At 66.1% G+C, this 14,387-nt stretch carries 16 protein-coding genes; 8 read left to right on the forward strand and 8 right to left on the reverse strand.

All coding sequences use genetic code 11. The annotated features are described in order from the left end of the window. Nucleotides 1-185: 185 nt before the first annotated feature. From IBX18_RS16630 to IBX18_RS16640, 3 genes are read left to right on the forward strand one after another with little or no spacing between them, the layout of a single operon-like run. A complete protein-coding gene (locus IBX18_RS16630; RefSeq protein WP_194834552.1) occupies nt 186-893 on the forward strand; it encodes a YciI family protein in 708 nt (235 codons plus the stop codon). 2 nt (nt 894-895) lie between these two features. After that, nucleotides 896-2,167 carry an RNA polymerase sigma factor gene (locus IBX18_RS16635; RefSeq protein ID WP_194834553.1) on the forward strand — a complete coding sequence of 424 codons (1,272 nt, stop codon included), beginning with the start codon at nt 896-898 and terminating at the stop codon, nt 2,165-2,167. A gap of 54 nt (nt 2,168-2,221) precedes the next feature. After that, complete coding sequence (locus IBX18_RS16640) at nt 2,222-2,824, forward strand: isoprenylcysteine carboxylmethyltransferase family protein (RefSeq protein WP_194834554.1); 603 nt, start codon at nt 2,222-2,224, stop codon at nt 2,822-2,824. Between the two features lie 85 nt (nt 2,825-2,909). Here the strand turns inward: IBX18_RS16640 and nadE are convergent, their stop codons facing one another. Together nadE and IBX18_RS16650 are read right to left on the reverse strand one after the other, a co-directional pair. After that, complete coding sequence (gene nadE, locus IBX18_RS16645) at nt 2,910-3,737, reverse strand: ammonia-dependent NAD(+) synthetase (RefSeq protein WP_194834555.1); 828 nt, start codon at nt 3,735-3,737, stop codon at nt 2,910-2,912. A gap of 22 nt (nt 3,738-3,759) precedes the next feature. Continuing rightward, nucleotides 3,760-4,365, reverse strand: a complete 606-nt coding sequence (locus tag IBX18_RS16650; RefSeq protein WP_228541332.1) for a TetR/AcrR family transcriptional regulator — start codon at nt 4,363-4,365, stop codon at nt 3,760-3,762. A gap of 218 nt (nt 4,366-4,583) precedes the next feature. On the opposite strand from IBX18_RS16650, the gene IBX18_RS16655 reads away from it, so the two are divergent. From IBX18_RS16655 to nrdE, 4 genes are all read left to right on the forward strand, one after another. Then, nucleotides 4,584-5,153 (forward strand): NAD(P)H-dependent oxidoreductase, encoded by a 570-nt coding sequence (locus IBX18_RS16655; protein ID WP_194834556.1) that lies wholly within the window; start codon nt 4,584-4,586, stop codon nt 5,151-5,153. A 389-nt stretch (nt 5,154-5,542) separates the two neighbouring features. Next, the gene (locus IBX18_RS16660; RefSeq protein ID WP_069163300.1) at nt 5,543-5,776 is read left to right on the forward strand and encodes a redoxin NrdH; all 234 of its coding nucleotides are present in this window, start codon (nt 5,543-5,545) and stop codon (nt 5,774-5,776) included. Nucleotides 5,777-5,814: 38 nt separating this feature from the next. Continuing rightward, nucleotides 5,815-6,297 (forward strand): class Ib ribonucleoside-diphosphate reductase assembly flavoprotein NrdI, encoded by a 483-nt coding sequence (nrdI, locus tag IBX18_RS16665; protein WP_194834557.1) that lies wholly within the window; start codon nt 5,815-5,817, stop codon nt 6,295-6,297. A 38-nt stretch (nt 6,298-6,335) separates the two neighbouring features. Beyond that, nucleotides 6,336-8,441, forward strand: coding sequence for a class 1b ribonucleoside-diphosphate reductase subunit alpha (nrdE, locus tag IBX18_RS16670; protein ID WP_228541262.1), 2,106 nt, complete (start codon nt 6,336-6,338; stop codon nt 8,439-8,441). A 71-nt stretch (nt 8,442-8,512) separates the two neighbouring features. Here the strand turns inward: nrdE and IBX18_RS16675 are convergent, their stop codons facing one another. Together IBX18_RS16675 and IBX18_RS16680 are read right to left on the reverse strand one after the other, a co-directional pair. Next, the gene (locus IBX18_RS16675) at nt 8,513-8,992 is read right to left on the reverse strand and encodes a hypothetical protein (protein ID WP_194834558.1); all 480 of its coding nucleotides are present in this window, start codon (nt 8,990-8,992) and stop codon (nt 8,513-8,515) included. Between the two features lie 75 nt (nt 8,993-9,067). Then, complete coding sequence (locus tag IBX18_RS16680) at nt 9,068-9,679, reverse strand: TetR-like C-terminal domain-containing protein (protein WP_194834559.1); 612 nt, start codon at nt 9,677-9,679, stop codon at nt 9,068-9,070. Between the two features lie 87 nt (nt 9,680-9,766). On the opposite strand from IBX18_RS16680, the gene IBX18_RS16685 reads away from it, so the two are divergent. Further along, nucleotides 9,767-10,243: a DUF6463 family protein gene (locus IBX18_RS16685; RefSeq protein ID WP_194834560.1), complete on the forward strand. Its 477-nt coding sequence runs from the start codon at nt 9,767-9,769 to the stop codon at nt 10,241-10,243. Nucleotides 10,244-10,388: 145 nt separating this feature from the next. Here IBX18_RS16685 and IBX18_RS16690 read toward each other — a convergent pair whose 3' ends face one another. The 4 genes from IBX18_RS16690 to IBX18_RS16705 all read right to left on the reverse strand — a co-directional run bounded on the left by IBX18_RS16690 (nt 10,389) and on the right by IBX18_RS16705 (nt 14,166). Next, entirely contained in the window at nt 10,389-10,655 is a 267-nt protein-coding gene (locus tag IBX18_RS16690) for a hypothetical protein (protein WP_194834561.1), read from the reverse strand. A 174-nt stretch (nt 10,656-10,829) separates the two neighbouring features. Then, the gene (locus IBX18_RS16695) at nt 10,830-11,822 is read right to left on the reverse strand and encodes an LLM class F420-dependent oxidoreductase (RefSeq protein ID WP_194834562.1); all 993 of its coding nucleotides are present in this window, start codon (nt 11,820-11,822) and stop codon (nt 10,830-10,832) included. Between the two features lie 119 nt (nt 11,823-11,941). Next, nucleotides 11,942-12,673, reverse strand: coding sequence for a class I SAM-dependent methyltransferase (locus IBX18_RS16700; RefSeq protein WP_194834563.1), 732 nt, complete (start codon nt 12,671-12,673; stop codon nt 11,942-11,944). 92 nt (nt 12,674-12,765) lie between these two features. Next, nucleotides 12,766-14,166, reverse strand: a complete 1,401-nt coding sequence (locus IBX18_RS16705; RefSeq protein ID WP_194834564.1) for a glycosyltransferase — start codon at nt 14,164-14,166, stop codon at nt 12,766-12,768. Nucleotides 14,167-14,387 lie beyond the last annotated feature (221 nt).

The following is a 14,387-nucleotide window of genomic DNA, read 5'->3' on the forward strand; positions in this document are numbered from 1 at the left end:
GGTTCCGGTGGTGCGGTTCGGCAGGTCGACCCGCCGACCGCGCGGCTCGGTATCTCGACCCGCCGGTCGCGCGGCTCGATCGGTCTACCTGCGCGGCGTGGGACAGGTAGAGAAACGCACGCGCCGTTCGTCGTCTGGGTAGGGAAGGGTATCGGACCCCTCCATTCGAGGAAGGTTGGGCGACCATGCACTACTTTGCGACGATCGTGAGCGGTGAGGCGGACCGCGGCAACAAGCCGGGAACACCCGAGTTCGCCGCAGGGGTCGAGAAGTACGCGGTATTCCAGGAGCAGGCCGCGGCGGCGATCGCGGGCGGCGCGGCGCTGTTCCCGGTGGACACGGCGATCAATGTCCGGCGCGACGGGGACCAACTCTTGGTCACCGACGGACCGTTCACCGAGCAGTCGGAGGTGGTCGGCGGCTTCTATGTCTTCGACTGCCCGGATCTGGATACGGCCGTCGAACTCGCCGGCCGGATTCCGACGGCCGCGCGGGGTTCGATCGAGGTGCGTCCGATGGTGATGTGGACGCCGCACGAGCAGCCGGGCGCCGACTGGTGGACCGCGCTGCTGTGGGAGAGCGACGTTATCGAGCCGGACACCCCCGAATGGGCCGCGGCGGTCGTCGAACACGAGCGGTTCGGCGAACAGGTCGGTGACGTGATCCGCGGCGGCGGCGCATTGCGGCCGCCGGCGACCGCGGTCACCGTGCGGCTGCGCGACGGGCAACTGTTGCGAACCGACGGGCCGTACACCGAGGGTGCGGAAGTGGTCGACGGCGTCTACGTCTTCACCGCGGCCGGGCCCGCGCAGGCCGCGGAGATCGCGACCAAGATTCCGCGCGGGGCGAAGGGGCGCACCGAAGTTCGCCGCATCGTCGACGTCGGCTTCTGACCGTGCCGGGCCCGGCCGCATCGATCGACGGCATCTACCGCGCCGAATTCGGCCGGGCCCTGGCCACGGTCGCCCGGCTGGTCGGCGATATCGGGCTGGCCGAGGACGCGGTGCACGAGGCGTTCGCCGACGCACTGCGCAGCTGGCCGAGTCAGGGCGTGCCGGCCAATCCGGGCGCTTGGATCACCACCGCGGCGCGCAATCGCGCGCTGGACCGGCTGCGCCGTGAATCGCTCCGGGGTGGCAAGGAGCAGGACGCCGTGCTGCTGACCGCGCCGAGTCCGCTCGGCGCGCCGAACGAGGAGGTGGACGTGTCGCCGGTGGCCGACGATCAGCTGCGCATGATCTTCACCTGCTGTCACCCGGCGCTGTCGCCGGAGTCGCAGGTCGCGCTGACGCTGCGGCTGGTGTGCGGGCTGCGGACGGCGGAGATCGCCAGAGCCTTCCTGCAGCCGGAACATACTGTGGCCCAACGCCTCACCCGCGCGAAGGCGAAGATCAGGTCGGCCGCTATTCCGCTGCGGGTGCCGCCCGCGCACCTGCTGGCGGAGCGCACGCCCGTGGTGCTGGCGTGCATTTATCTGGTCTTCACCGAAGGCTACTTCGCCACCTCGGGACCGACTGCTGTCCGAGATGAACTGTGCGACGAGGCGATTCGGCTCGGCAAACTGTTGTGCGGGCTGCTGCCCGAAGACTCGGAGGCGCGGGCACTGCTGGCGCTGATGCTGCTCAATGACAGCCGCAGAGGCCAACGCCGCAGTGCCGGAGGCGAATTGGTGCCGATCGAGGACCAGGACCGGTCCGCGTGGAATCGGGCCCAGATCGCCGCGGGGTTGCGCTGTCTGGTCTCCGCCGCCGCGGACGGCACGGGCCCCTACCTTGCTCAAGCACGCATCGCCGGTGCACACGCCACTGCGCCGACGTGGGAGCAAACCGATTGGGCCGCAATAGTATCCGGCTACGACGAGCTGCTCGGATACTCGGACTCGCCCATGGTCGCGGTGAATCGGGCCATCGCCGTCGGCTTCCTGCGCGGGTTCGACAGCGGTCTCGCCGCACTCGACGAGATCGCGGACCATCCGCGCCTGGCGGCCTCGCATCTCGTCGCCGCGACCCGCGCCGACTTGCTTCGCCGCGCCGGGCGCCATGCGGAGTCCGTGACGCACTATCGCGTCGCACTGGAGCGCACGGCCAACGAGCAAGTCCGCCGCTTCCTGTCTCGGCGCCTCGCCCAAGTAGAAACAGCTGCGGGACAAGATCTTACAAAGCCATAGACACATGCGCATTCATCTATATATCCTGGTGGCGGCACAAGGAGGGAGAGTGCGGTGGCAGTAGGCGCACTGATTTTGTATGTGGTCTTCGCCGCGGCGGCGTTCGGCTGGCGGAGCTGGTGGCAGTGGCGCCGCACGGGATCGACCGGGTTCCGTGGCATCGGCGGCCGCCCGGGTTCGCTGGAATGGCTGGCCGGCGTGGGGGTGGTTGTGGCCTTCGCCGTGGGATTGGCTGCGCCGATACTTCAGCTGACGGACGTGCTGAACCCGATTCCGTTGCTGGACAACGAGTTGGTGTCCTGGATCGGGGTCGTCGTCGCGGTGACCGGAATCCTGGGCACGCTGTACGCGCAGCGAGACATGGGGGAGTCCTGGCGAATCGGCGTCGACGCCACCGAGCGCACGACCCTGGTGCGATCCGGCGTCTTCGGCCTGGTGCGCAACCCGATCTTCACCGGAATGTTCACGTTCGCAGTGGGCGTCACGCTGATGGTGCCCAATCCCGTTGCGGTGCTGGGCTTCCTACTACTCGTCGGCGCGATCGAACTACAGGTACGAGTGGTGGAGGAGCCGTACCTGCACAAGGTCCACGGCGACCACTACCGGTCCTACGTGGCTGAGGTCGGCCGCTTCGTACCCGCCGTCGGCAGGCGATAGGACCAGCCGCACACCTTTCGATTTCCCGCACCGAAAATCGCATGCGATTCCCGGTGCGGGAAAACAGAAGTGGTGCGGGCGCCGGCTAGTCGCGCCACCAGGTGTCGAGCGGAGTGACCGGGACGGTCCGCTTGTGCCGGGTGTTGAGGTAGATGGACTCGATCCGCTCGGCGACCCCGGCGGTGACGTCCTTGCCCTCCAGGTAGTCGTCGATCTCACGGTAGGTGAGGCCGAGGGCCTCCTCGTCGGGCAGCGAGGGGCGGTCGTCCTCCAGGTCGGCGGTGGGCACCTTCGACCAGATGCTCTCCGGAGCGCCCAGCTCCTGCAGCAGCGCAGCGCCCTGGTGCTTGGTGAGGCCGGTCAGCGGGGTGAGGTCGACGCCGCCGTCGCCGTACTTGGTGAAGAAACCGGTGACCGCCTCCGCGGCATGATCGGTGCCGACCACGAGCAGATTCTCCTGCCCGGCGATCGCGTACTGGATCACCATCCGCTCACGCGCCTTGATGTTGCCGCGCACGAAATCCCGGAGCTTGTCGATCTTGAGGGCGGAGGCCACCTCGCCCGCGGTCGCGTTCGCACTCGGCCGCACGTTCACCGACACCGTCTTGTCCGGCTGGATGAAGCGCAGCGCGGCGCGCGCGTCGGCCTCATCGGACTGCACGCCATAAGGTAGGCGCACGGCGATGAACGTCGCGTCCGCACCGTCGGCGCGCAGCTCCGCCACCGCGAGCTGGCACAACCGGCCCGCCAGCGAGCTGTCCTGCCCGCCGCTGATGCCGAGCACGAAACCCTTTGCGGGAGTAGCGTTCAGGTAGTCCTTGAGGAAATCGACCCGGCGCCGTACCTCGTCCTTCGGCTCGATGCTCGGTTGAACGCCCAACTCGGTGATGATCTGTTCGCGCAGGTTCCGCATGGCAGCCCACTTTACTGTCGATTCACCGCGAGACAACGCGACGAACGATTGCTTCCCAGTTGTCGCCGATCTGATCACGGCTATACCCCTGCGCGCGCATCTGATGCATGACTAGCGCGGCGCTGAGCGTGCTGAGCAAGCTGTCGGCGACCAGCGCGGGCTCGCCGGGCACTTGCGCCTCGCGCAGCAGCATCGAGACGTGCGCCTTGAGCAACATGTAGGGGGCGCCGGAGTAGCGGTCGCCCGCCTCGCCGACCTCCGCGGCGCGATACAGCTCGCCTTCCACATCGATGTCGAGCAGGCGCGCGCGGCCGAACGCAACGAGCCGATCCACCGGCGCCGCACCTGGCCCCAGCGGCGGCGGTCCGAACATGAACGCCTGCTGGGCTTTGCGCTCGGAGTGATCCAGCAGCGCCATCAGCAGTCCGGACCGGCTACCGAACCGGCGGAAGACGGTGCCCTTGCCGACCCCAGCCCGCTTGGCCAGCGCGTCCATCGTGAGACCGTCGACCCCTTGCTCGCGCACCAGTTGTTGTGCGGCGTCGAGCAGCAGCTGCCGGTTGCGTGCCGCGTCGGCGCGTTCGGTGGGTTCGGACGTGCCGGGAAGGGGCGCGCCGATGCCGAGCAGCGGACGCTCCCCTGGGGCGGGGAGATCCGAGGTGGGGTAGCTCACAGCGCTCACGCAATCTCCGCGGGAAGTAATCGGACCGTGGTCCGGTTATCTGTCAGTGAAAGTTCGGACATCTACCCAGTACACCAGGAGTCGTCATGAGTGAGCGAAGCGATCGAATCATTGATACAGCGCCTCTGGCTTATGCCGGAGCCGAGCGCCAGCGAGGTGCAGGCATGAGCCAGACCCGCATCCTCGCTCTCGTCGGAAGCCTTCGTGCGGCTTCGATCAATCGCCAGCTCGCTGAGACCGCTGTGCAGACCTCGCCGGAGGGTGTCGAGATCACCCTCTTCGAAGGTCTCGCCGATATTCCTTTCTACAACGAGGACATCGATGCCGAGGGTTCCGTGCCCGCGGCGGCCCAGACGCTGCGTGACGCGGTTGCCGCAGCCGACGGTCTGCTCATCGTGACTCCTGAGTACAACGGCAGCCTGCCCGGCGCGCTGAAGAACGCCATCGACTGGGTCTCCCGTCCGTACGGCGTCGGCGCGATCAAGGACAAGCCTGCCGCCGTGGTGAGTGCGTCGATCAGCCCCAACGCCGCGCAGTGGGCGCACGGCGACACGGTCAAGGTGCTCGGCGTCGCGGGTGCCCGCGTGGTGGAGTCCGCACACCTGCACTTCGCCACGATCGGCGAGCGATTCGGCGCGACACACCCGCGCGAGGATGCCGAAGCACTCACCGAATTGGCCGCCACCGTGCACGAGCTGGTCCAGGCCACTCGCGGTGAATTGGCCGCCGTGTAAGCTTCCGCTCCGGTCTTCTCGAGGGTCATCTCCACGCGGTGGAGGTGGCCCTCTTCGTCTGCGCAGGGAGTTTGCTGGAAATCAGCTACGGTACGAAATTGTGATCTGCACCACGGTCGTGTCGGGTTGCGAATCGAGCATCCAGGTACTTACCGCGTTCGAATTCCACCAATGTGACTCGCAACATGTCGTGTCGGATGAATCTGTCGGCCACTAGGTGTAGTGTCTTCGGTACTGGAAGACGGCATGACACCCCGCTCTGCGAGCCTCGGCCCGAAGGGGCTGAGCAGGGGATTCGCGGCCAGATCCAGGAGTTTGCGCAGCAAGGTCGGATCGTGCACATACGGATCACAGGCTGTGGATCAGGCACAAGGAGAAGAGGGAGACCAATGACCGTCACCGTGTACACCAAGCCCGCTTGCGTCCAGTGCAATGCCACCTACAAGGCGCTCGACAAGGCCGGGGTGGACTACGAGGTGATCGACATCTCCGAGAACGACGAGGCGCGTGACTACGTCATGGCCCTCGGCTACCTGCAGGCCCCGGTCGTCGTGGCCGGCGAGGATCACTGGTCCGGTTTCCGGCCCGATCGCATCAAGTCGCTCGCCACCGTGGCGGCCTGACCGCTCGCGCACTCCGTCCTCCGAGAGGAGAGGTGACCGTGTCCGACGACAATGCTTACGGTCCCACCACTCCGGCGCTGGTCTACTTCTCCAGCGCCTCGGAGAACACACACCGCTTCGTCGAGAAGCTGGGTCTCCCGGCAACTCGCATTCCACTGCACACCGCCGATTCGCTGCGCGTCGACGAACCCTTCGTGCTGATCGTCCCCACCTACGGGGGCGGTCGGCACGTTCTGGGTGGGAACAGATCCGACAAGGATTTCGTGCCGCGGCAGGTCGCCAAGTTCCTCAACGACCCGCACAACCGCGCCCTGCTGCGCGGCGTGGTCGCGGCGGGAAACACGAACTTCGGCGATACCTACTGCTACGCGGGAGACGTGATCTCCCGCAAATGCGGCGTGCCGTACCTGTATCGCTTCGAACTCATGGGAACCGCCGAGGACGTCGAGCGCGTCCGAGAAGGATTGGGATTGTTTTGGCAACAACAACGACAGCACCGGCCGGAAAAACGGCTCGCTTAGAGCAGTCTGCCGCCCGCAGTGCGGACACCGCCGAGGTCATGGACTACCACGCCCTCAACGCCATGCTGAACCTGTACGGCCCGAACGGCGAGATCCAGTTCGACAAGGACCGCGAGGCCGCGCATCAGTACTTCCTGCAGCACGTCAACCAGAACACCGTCTTCTTCCACAACCTGGAGGAGAAGCTGGACTACCTGCTGAAGGAGAACTACTACGAGCCGGAGGTACTGGACCAGTACAGCCGTCCGTTCATCAAGCAGCTGTTCAAGCAGGCGTACGCCAAGAAGTTCCGGTTCCCCACCTTCCTCGGCGCGTTCAAGTACTACACCTCGTACACGCTGAAGACCTTCGACGGCAAGCGCTACCTGGAGCGGTTCGAGGACCGCGTCTGCATGGTCGCGCTCACCCTCGCCGCCGGTGACGAGGTGCTCGCGGGCAAGCTGGTCGACGAGATCATCGACGGCCGCTTCCAGCCCGCCACCCCGACCTTCCTCAACTCGGGCAAGAAGCAGCGCGGCGAGCCCGTGTCCTGCTTCCTGCTGCGCATCGAGGACAACATGGAGTCCATCGGGCGCTCCATCAACTCCGCGCTGCAGCTGTCCAAGCGCGGCGGCGGTGTCGCGCTGCTGCTCAGCAACATTCGCGAGCACGGCGCGCCGATCAAGAAGATCGAGAACCAGAGCTCGGGTGTCATCCCGATCATGAAGCTGCTGGAGGACTCGTTCTCCTACGCCAACCAGCTCGGCGCGCGCCAAGGCGCCGGCGCGGTGTACCTGCACGCGCACCACCCCGACATCTACCGATTCCTGGACACCAAGCGGGAGAACGCGGACGAGAAGATCCGCATCAAGACCCTCTCGCTCGGCGTGGTGATCCCCGACATCACCTTCGAACTGGCGAAGAAGAACGAGGACATGTACCTGTTCTCGCCGTACGACGTGGAACGCATCTACGGCAAGCCGTTCGCCGACATCGACGTCACCGAGAAGTACTACGAGATGGTCGACGACAAGCGGATCCGCAAGTCGAAGATCAAGGCGCGCGAGTTCTTCCAGACCATCGCCGAGCTGCAGTTCGAATCCGGCTACCCGTACATCATGTTCGAGGACACGGTGAACCGGGCCAACCCGATCGCGGGCAAGATCACCCACTCGAACCTGTGCTCGGAGATCCTGCAGGTGTCGACGCCGTCGGTGTTCAACGACGACCTGTCCTACGCCAAGGTGGGCAAGGACATCTCGTGCAACCTCGGGTCGCTCAACATCGCCAAGACGATGGACTCACCCGACTTCGCGCAGACCATCGAGACCTCGATCCGGGCACTCACCGCGGTGTCGGACCAGACGCACATCTACTCGGTGCCCTCGATCGAGCAGGGCAACAACGAGTCGCACGCCATCGGCCTCGGCCAGATGAACCTGCACGGGTACCTGGCTCGCGAGCGGGTGCACTACGGGTCCGAAGAAGGCATCGACTTCACCAACATCTACTTCTACACCGTGGTCTACCACGCGATTCGGGCGTCGAACCTGATCGCGAAGGAGCGCGGCACCTACTTCGGTGGCTTCCCCGAGTCCAAGTACGCCAGCGGTGAGTACTTCGACAAGTACACCGAGCAGGTGTGGGAGCCGAAGACCGAACGGGTGGCCCAGCTCTTCGCCGACGCCGGGGTGCAGATCCCGACGCAGGCCGACTGGCACGAGCTCAAGGCCTCGGTCATGGAGCACGGCATCTACAACCAGAACCTGCAGGCCGTCCCGCCGACCGGGTCGATCTCCTACATCAACCACTCCACCAGCTCCATCCACCCGGTGGCGTCGAAGATCGAGATCCGCAAGGAAGGCAAGATCGGCCGCGTCTACTACCCGGCGCCCTACCTCGACAACGACAACCTCGAGTACTACGACGACGCCTACGAAATCGGCTACGAGAAGATCATCGACACCTACGCCGCGGCCACCCAGCACGTGGACCAGGGCCTGTCGCTGACCCTCTTCTTCAAGGACACCGCCACCACCCGCGACCTCAACCGCGCGCAGATCTACGCGTGGCGCAAGGGAATCAAGACCCTCTACTACATCCGCCTGCGCCAAATGGCTTTGGAGGGAACCGAAGTCGAGGGTTGCGTGTCCTGCATGCTGTAGGAGACACCTGCTCCGTTACTCGCGAAAGCCTCAGTGCCATTGCCGCGCTGAGGCTTTCGCGTTCGAGCGGTCTATACGGTGCACGTCCAGACGCGGTATGCGGCATCCGCTGCGTCGCCCCAGGCCTGGCCGGTCAGTCGCTGCATCATCTCGAAGACGTAATCCTCGTCGAGCGGCGCAGGCGCCGCGACCTCCTCGGGGAGGCTGTCGCCGAACTCGTCGACCGGCACGCCTTCGGCATGCATGATCCGGCGCACGGGTTTCCCGTCGACGTACCACGCGAAGCCGTGCAAGGTCGCGACACTGTTCGTCACCCAGGCCAACGCGCGGCCGGTAGGCGTAAGTGCCTGTGCTGCTTCATCATCGAAGGCCGCGCGAAGGGCAGGATCGGCGATGAAGGTCCAGCCGTCGAGCTCGGTGATGCCGTAGTCGCAGGGTCGCCGATGCACGGTATCCAGATCGACGCTTTCGCCGGTGTCCCGTGGTCGTCCGGGTAGCCGAGCCGGATCCACCGATCCCTCGACGATCAAGCCGTTCACTTTCCAGCCCACGTTCAACCTTCCCTCATGCCCGCCGCGGTACCGACCGAGTCGTGGCCATCCTGCCAGTCGATTTCGGCACGGGCGCTAGGTAGAGCTGGGCGGTAGGGCGCCTGAGGTCAAGGCGGCGCTGGCGGATTGTGCGACCGCGTTGGCGAGAACTGGTGTGCGGGTGGGGTCTTCGACCAGCATGATCTGCCAGGCGAAGAGGGGGCCCAGGAGTAGGGCGTGCACGAGGGCAGGGTCGGGGCGGTGCGGTAGTTCACCGCGCGCTACCGCACGGTCCAACAGTGTGGTGATGACCGAACGTTCTACGGCAAGATAGGAATTGCTGAAGCGCACTCCCAGTGCCGAATCGGCGTGGATGTCGGCGAGCAGCCCGGCCATCACACCGGCGGCGGACTGGGCGAGCTGGTCGCTGATTCGAGTGACCAGTTCGGTGATGTCGCCGCGGAGCGAGCCGGTATCGGTCGGCGGGACCTCGTCCAGATCGTGCAGCAGGACGGCGAAGATCATCTCCTGTTTGGTCGCATACCTGCGGTAGATCGCCGCCTTGCTGATCTCGGCGCGCGCGGCCACCGCATCGACGGTGAGCGTCGCGTAACTCTGCTCGGCCAGCAGCGATCGGACCGCGGCGGCGATGGCGTGATCTACCCGACTATCCCGAGGGCGCCCTCCCGCTTGTTTCGGTTTCGACATGCTGGCATCATACGAGACTGTCAGTATCGATACTGACAGTCTCGTATCTGGCCACGGCTTTTGCCTGGTCAGGCAGATGGAGGACACATGGAACTCACCGAACAGCGCACCTCTGCCGGCTGGCGAGGCATGCGATCGACCAAGGTCGCAGGCTGGATCGCCACCGCCTTCGGCACCGTGCACATCGTTCTCTCCCCGGTGGGCGTCCGCGACACGTGGTCGCAGGCCGTATCCGACGGCTGGTGGAACACCTTCACCCTCGACGAGTCGACCACCCTCGCCCAATACGAGCGCTCCGAAGCACTCTGGATCTCCCTCGCCAGCTTCGGCGTCCCCGTCTTCGTCCTCGGCTGCTACATCCTCTGGTCAACCCACCAAAACCACCGCGTACCAGGATGGATCGGCTGGCTCATCCTCACCTGGGCACTACTCCTGACCACCGCAGTCCCCGTCTCCCCAGCCTGGGCCCTCCTGCTCTGCGGCGCCTTCCTCATCCTCGGTGACAGCAAGAAAACCACCCCCACCCTTTCCGCCTCGGCAATGCCGCAGCACGTCGCACACTGAAGCTCGCGCGTCCGCACAGCCGACGGACCCGGATGCTGGCCCCGGGTCCGCCTGCCAATTAGTCACCCGATTCGCCCCCGATGTCGAGCGTGCGCCGTACCCACCATCGGAAATGGGTTGTCGGGCAACGCCCACCGTCAGGAACTCAGGCAGGAGGGGGCGGGCAGGGCTGCCCGTTGAGGTCGGACGGGGGCGGCAGCGGGCGGCCGTCGGGACCGAGGGGCGGGGGCAGTGGCTTGCCGTCGGCGCCCAGTGGCGGGGGCACGCATCCGTTGTTCGACGGGTCGGCCTGCTGGTCCAGTTGCACGTGCAGACCTGGTGCGGCGGGGGTGGCGGCAGCCGATCCGGCGGCGATCAGGCCGGAGCCCATGATCGCGGCGGACGCGACGACGATGGCCGTGCGGAGTCTCATAGGAATTCCTGTCTCGAATGCTGTTGTCTTTCATGGCTTTAGACGTGCAGCACTCGAGACGGTTCCACGGCAACAGGGAATGTGTCCGGCGTCACATTCCTGACGGTTTGCTCTGAGCTCGTCACGCGAACGCGCCAGGCGGTCACCTCCGGGGCGACCGCCTAACGCACACACTCAACGCAGAGCGGGCGCGACCTCGCGCTCGAACAGCTCGATACCCGAGGTGTCGTAGGCCGACTCGGGGAAGTTGAAGATGGCGTAACCGAGTCCGAGATCCCGTATCGCGGACAGCTTTTCGATGACCTGCTCCGGGGTGCCGGTGGCGGCGGAGGTGCGGAACATCCCGTCGACGTAACCCTTGGCCTGATCGTCGCCGATCGCCGGAGTCAACTTTGCCTGGATCGCCGAGAGGCGTTCTTCGACTTCGGCTTCCGTGGCAGCGATCACCGCGTTGAAGTTCGAGGAACGCACGATGGCGTCGAAATCGGTGCCCACGTCGGCACAGTGGGCGCGCAGGATCTCAGACTTCTGCGTGAACTCCTCGGGCACATTGCTGAAGTTGGTGTACTGGGCGTACTTCGCCGCGATTCGCAGCGTCTTCTTCTCACCGCCGCCCGCGATCCACAGCGGAATCCCGCCCTCCTGCAAGGGAAGTGGCTGCACGATGGCACCGTCGACCTGGTAGTGGACGCCGTCCAAGGTGGCCTTGCCCTCGGTCCAGGCCTGCCGGAAGATCTGCACGCCCTCGTCGAGCCGGGCGAGCCGCTCGCCCGCTGTCGGGAACCCGTAACCGTAAGCGCGCCATTCGTGTTCGTACCAGCCGCCACCGATGCCCATCTCGACCCGGCCGCCCGAGATCAGGTCGACGGTCGCGGCGACCTTCGCCAGATACGCCGGATTGCGGTAGCTCATCGCGGTGCACATCTGCCCGAGCCGAATCCGCGAGGTGGACGCCGCGAACGCCGACATGAGCGTCCATGCCTCGTGCGTCGCCTCCTCGGTCGGCACCGGAACCGTGTGGAAGTGGTCGTACACCCACAGCGACTCCCAGATGTCACCGGCGTCCGCGCGTTGCGCGAGGTCCCGCATCACCCGCCACTGCTCCGCCGGTTCGATACCAACCAGGTCGTGCCGCCAGCCCTGCGGGATGAAGATGCCGAAGCGCACAGATTTCTCCTTCGTGTATGTACCCCAAACCTAACCAATCATCCCGTGATGGGCCGATCGAGGCGCGGTGACCGGCGAAACGCCAGTTACGCGGGACGGGGGAGCGGTCAACTGGTTGATCAGGCTGCGGGTTTCTCCCAGACGGAGACGTGCTTGCGGCTTTCGTGGGTGAAGGGGGTGCGGGTCCAGTCTGTCCAGCGGTGGCGTAGGCGGAGGCCGGCGAGTTGGGCCATCAGGTCCAGTTCGGCGGGCCATACGTAGCGGAAGGGAATGGATCGGTACTCGCCGCGGCCGTCGATCACTTCGAGGTAGTTGGAGCTCATCTGCTGGGTGGCGACGTCGTAGTGGTCGAAAGCCCAGCGGGTGGAACTGCGCTGGAACGGGACCATGGTCTGGCCGGGTGGCAGGCTGCGCAGGTCGGGGACGCCGACCTCGATGACGAAGCAACCGCCGGGTGCGAGATGGGTTGCGGCGTTGGTGAAACAGGCGACCTGCTCGGCTTGGGTCGTCAAATTCATGATGGTGTTGAAGACGAGGTAGGCGACGGAAAAAGAGCCGTCCACGCGGGTGGTCGCGAAGTCGCCGAGCGTGACATCGATCCCGTCGCCGCCGGGCTTGGCGCGCAACCGATCGACCATCGCCTGCGACAGGTCGATGCCGTGCACCGGGACGCCCCGGCGCGCCAGCGGGAGCGCGATGCGGCCCGTGCCGATGCCGAACTCCAAAGCTCGGCCGCCGTCGGCGAGTTCCGCGAGCAGGTCGACCGCCGGTCCGACGACGTCCGGCTCGAACATCGCCGCGGACGACTCGTCGTATCGTGCCGCTACCTGCTCGCCGAAGTGATCGTCCATAGCCGGAACGTACCGCGCCGAATGCGCACGGCGCACGTGCTTTTCACGCGGTGGTATCGAAAATGCCTGGCGCACGGGCGTTCAGACAGCGATCAACGGTCACGACGCTGCCAGGTCGTCCAGTACTGATCATCGGTAGGCGGAGAATCCTTGGGCGGCAAGACAATCGGGTCCGGCTCGCCAGGTGTGATCTCCGGCGCCACCTCGTTCGTCGGATAAGCGTGCGAACTGTGCGTCGGCGTAGTTCCGGTCCAGGCTGTGTGCTCGATAGCGTGCCCGGCAAAGTGCCGCTCCAGCAGCTCCGCACCGCGCAAGGTGCCGCCCGCCGCCGCGAATCCCGCGGCCACCCGGGCGGCGCCGTCCCGGCAGGTCATCGCCTTTTCGATCCCGGCACGCAGGTGCGCCACGGTGAGCCGCTTGGCGGACACCCAGGTGCCCGCCTCGTTGGTGACCACCCGCCGCGCGACCTCGGACTGACTCCGCCCGAACGGCACCACACACACCGGAACCCCTGCGGCCAAAGCCTTTTGGGTGATGCCCATGCCGCCGTGCGTGACCACGACGGCAGCCCGGTCGAGCAGGAGATGGTGGGGCAAGAACTGTTCGACCCGCGCGTTCGGCGGAACAGTCAACGTCGCGGCGTCGACGGCCCCCGCGGTGACGACGGTGTACAGCCCACTGTCGGCCAGCGCGTCCATCGCGACCTGAGCGAGTCTGCCGTCGTCCTGGAACTCGGTCGAGCAGGTGACCACTGCCAGCGGCCGGTCGATCTCGTCGAGCCAGCCCGGCGGCTCCGTGTCCGGCGCCCATAGGCCCGGCCCGATCTGGTGCACCGTCGGCGGCCAGTCGCTGTGCACTTCGTCGAACGGCGGCGCGGTGAAGTTGAGCGTCAGCGTCGGCTGGCGCAGGTAGTCCTCGGTGTTTCCCAGCGGATCCAGTCCGTAGTACTGGCGCATGTGATTGAGCTGCGGCAGCACTTCGTTCCATCGCCGGGTGAGAAACCAGCGCAGGCTGCGGTCGCGGACCCGGCCGAGCAGGTCCGACCGCGGTCTCAACCCGGGTCCGAACGGTGGCGAGTCGCGCGAGGGGATCGGCAGCAGCATCGCGGCCCACGACGCCCACGGCAGCCCACTGGCCGAGGCGAGGATCTGCGCGCCGGGCGCGGTGACGTCGATCAGCAGCGCGTCCGGCCGCTCGGCGATGATCGCGCTGCGCAGGGCCTGGATCTCGTCCGGGATGCGGGCGACCAGCGCGCGGACGGCTGCGCGCAGGGCCGGGATCCGGGCGGTGGTCCCCCAGTCGTCGAGCGTATGCGGCGCCAGCGTGGGCGGCAGTTCGCGCACGGTGATGCCGAACGGATCCAAGGCCGCTTGGCTACCGGGCAGCGTCAGCACGGTGACGTCGTGGCCGCGCGATACCAGCTCAGCCAGGACCGGCGCGACCGGATACAGGTGTCCTTCGGCCGGTGACGTGAACGCCAGTATTTTGGTCATACGACAGGCTAACTTGTAGCTAATAGCTACGTCACCCGTCTGGCCATGCGTTATCGGCCATAGAGCCGGATCGTTGCATGTGGTTTGATGGGGACTTTGCGCTTGGTAGTACCGGTTTTGCAGCCGCTAGCCCAGCGCTCAGTCTGTTGGCTGACGACGGAGAAGGCGCACAGTCCGTAAAAACCTCGAACTCATTACAAGCCTCCAGCAACTGACTGGCT

It is taken from the genome of Nocardia sp. XZ_19_369, from assembly GCF_015355715.1.
Classification (GTDB): domain Bacteria; phylum Actinomycetota; class Actinomycetes; order Mycobacteriales; family Mycobacteriaceae; genus Nocardia.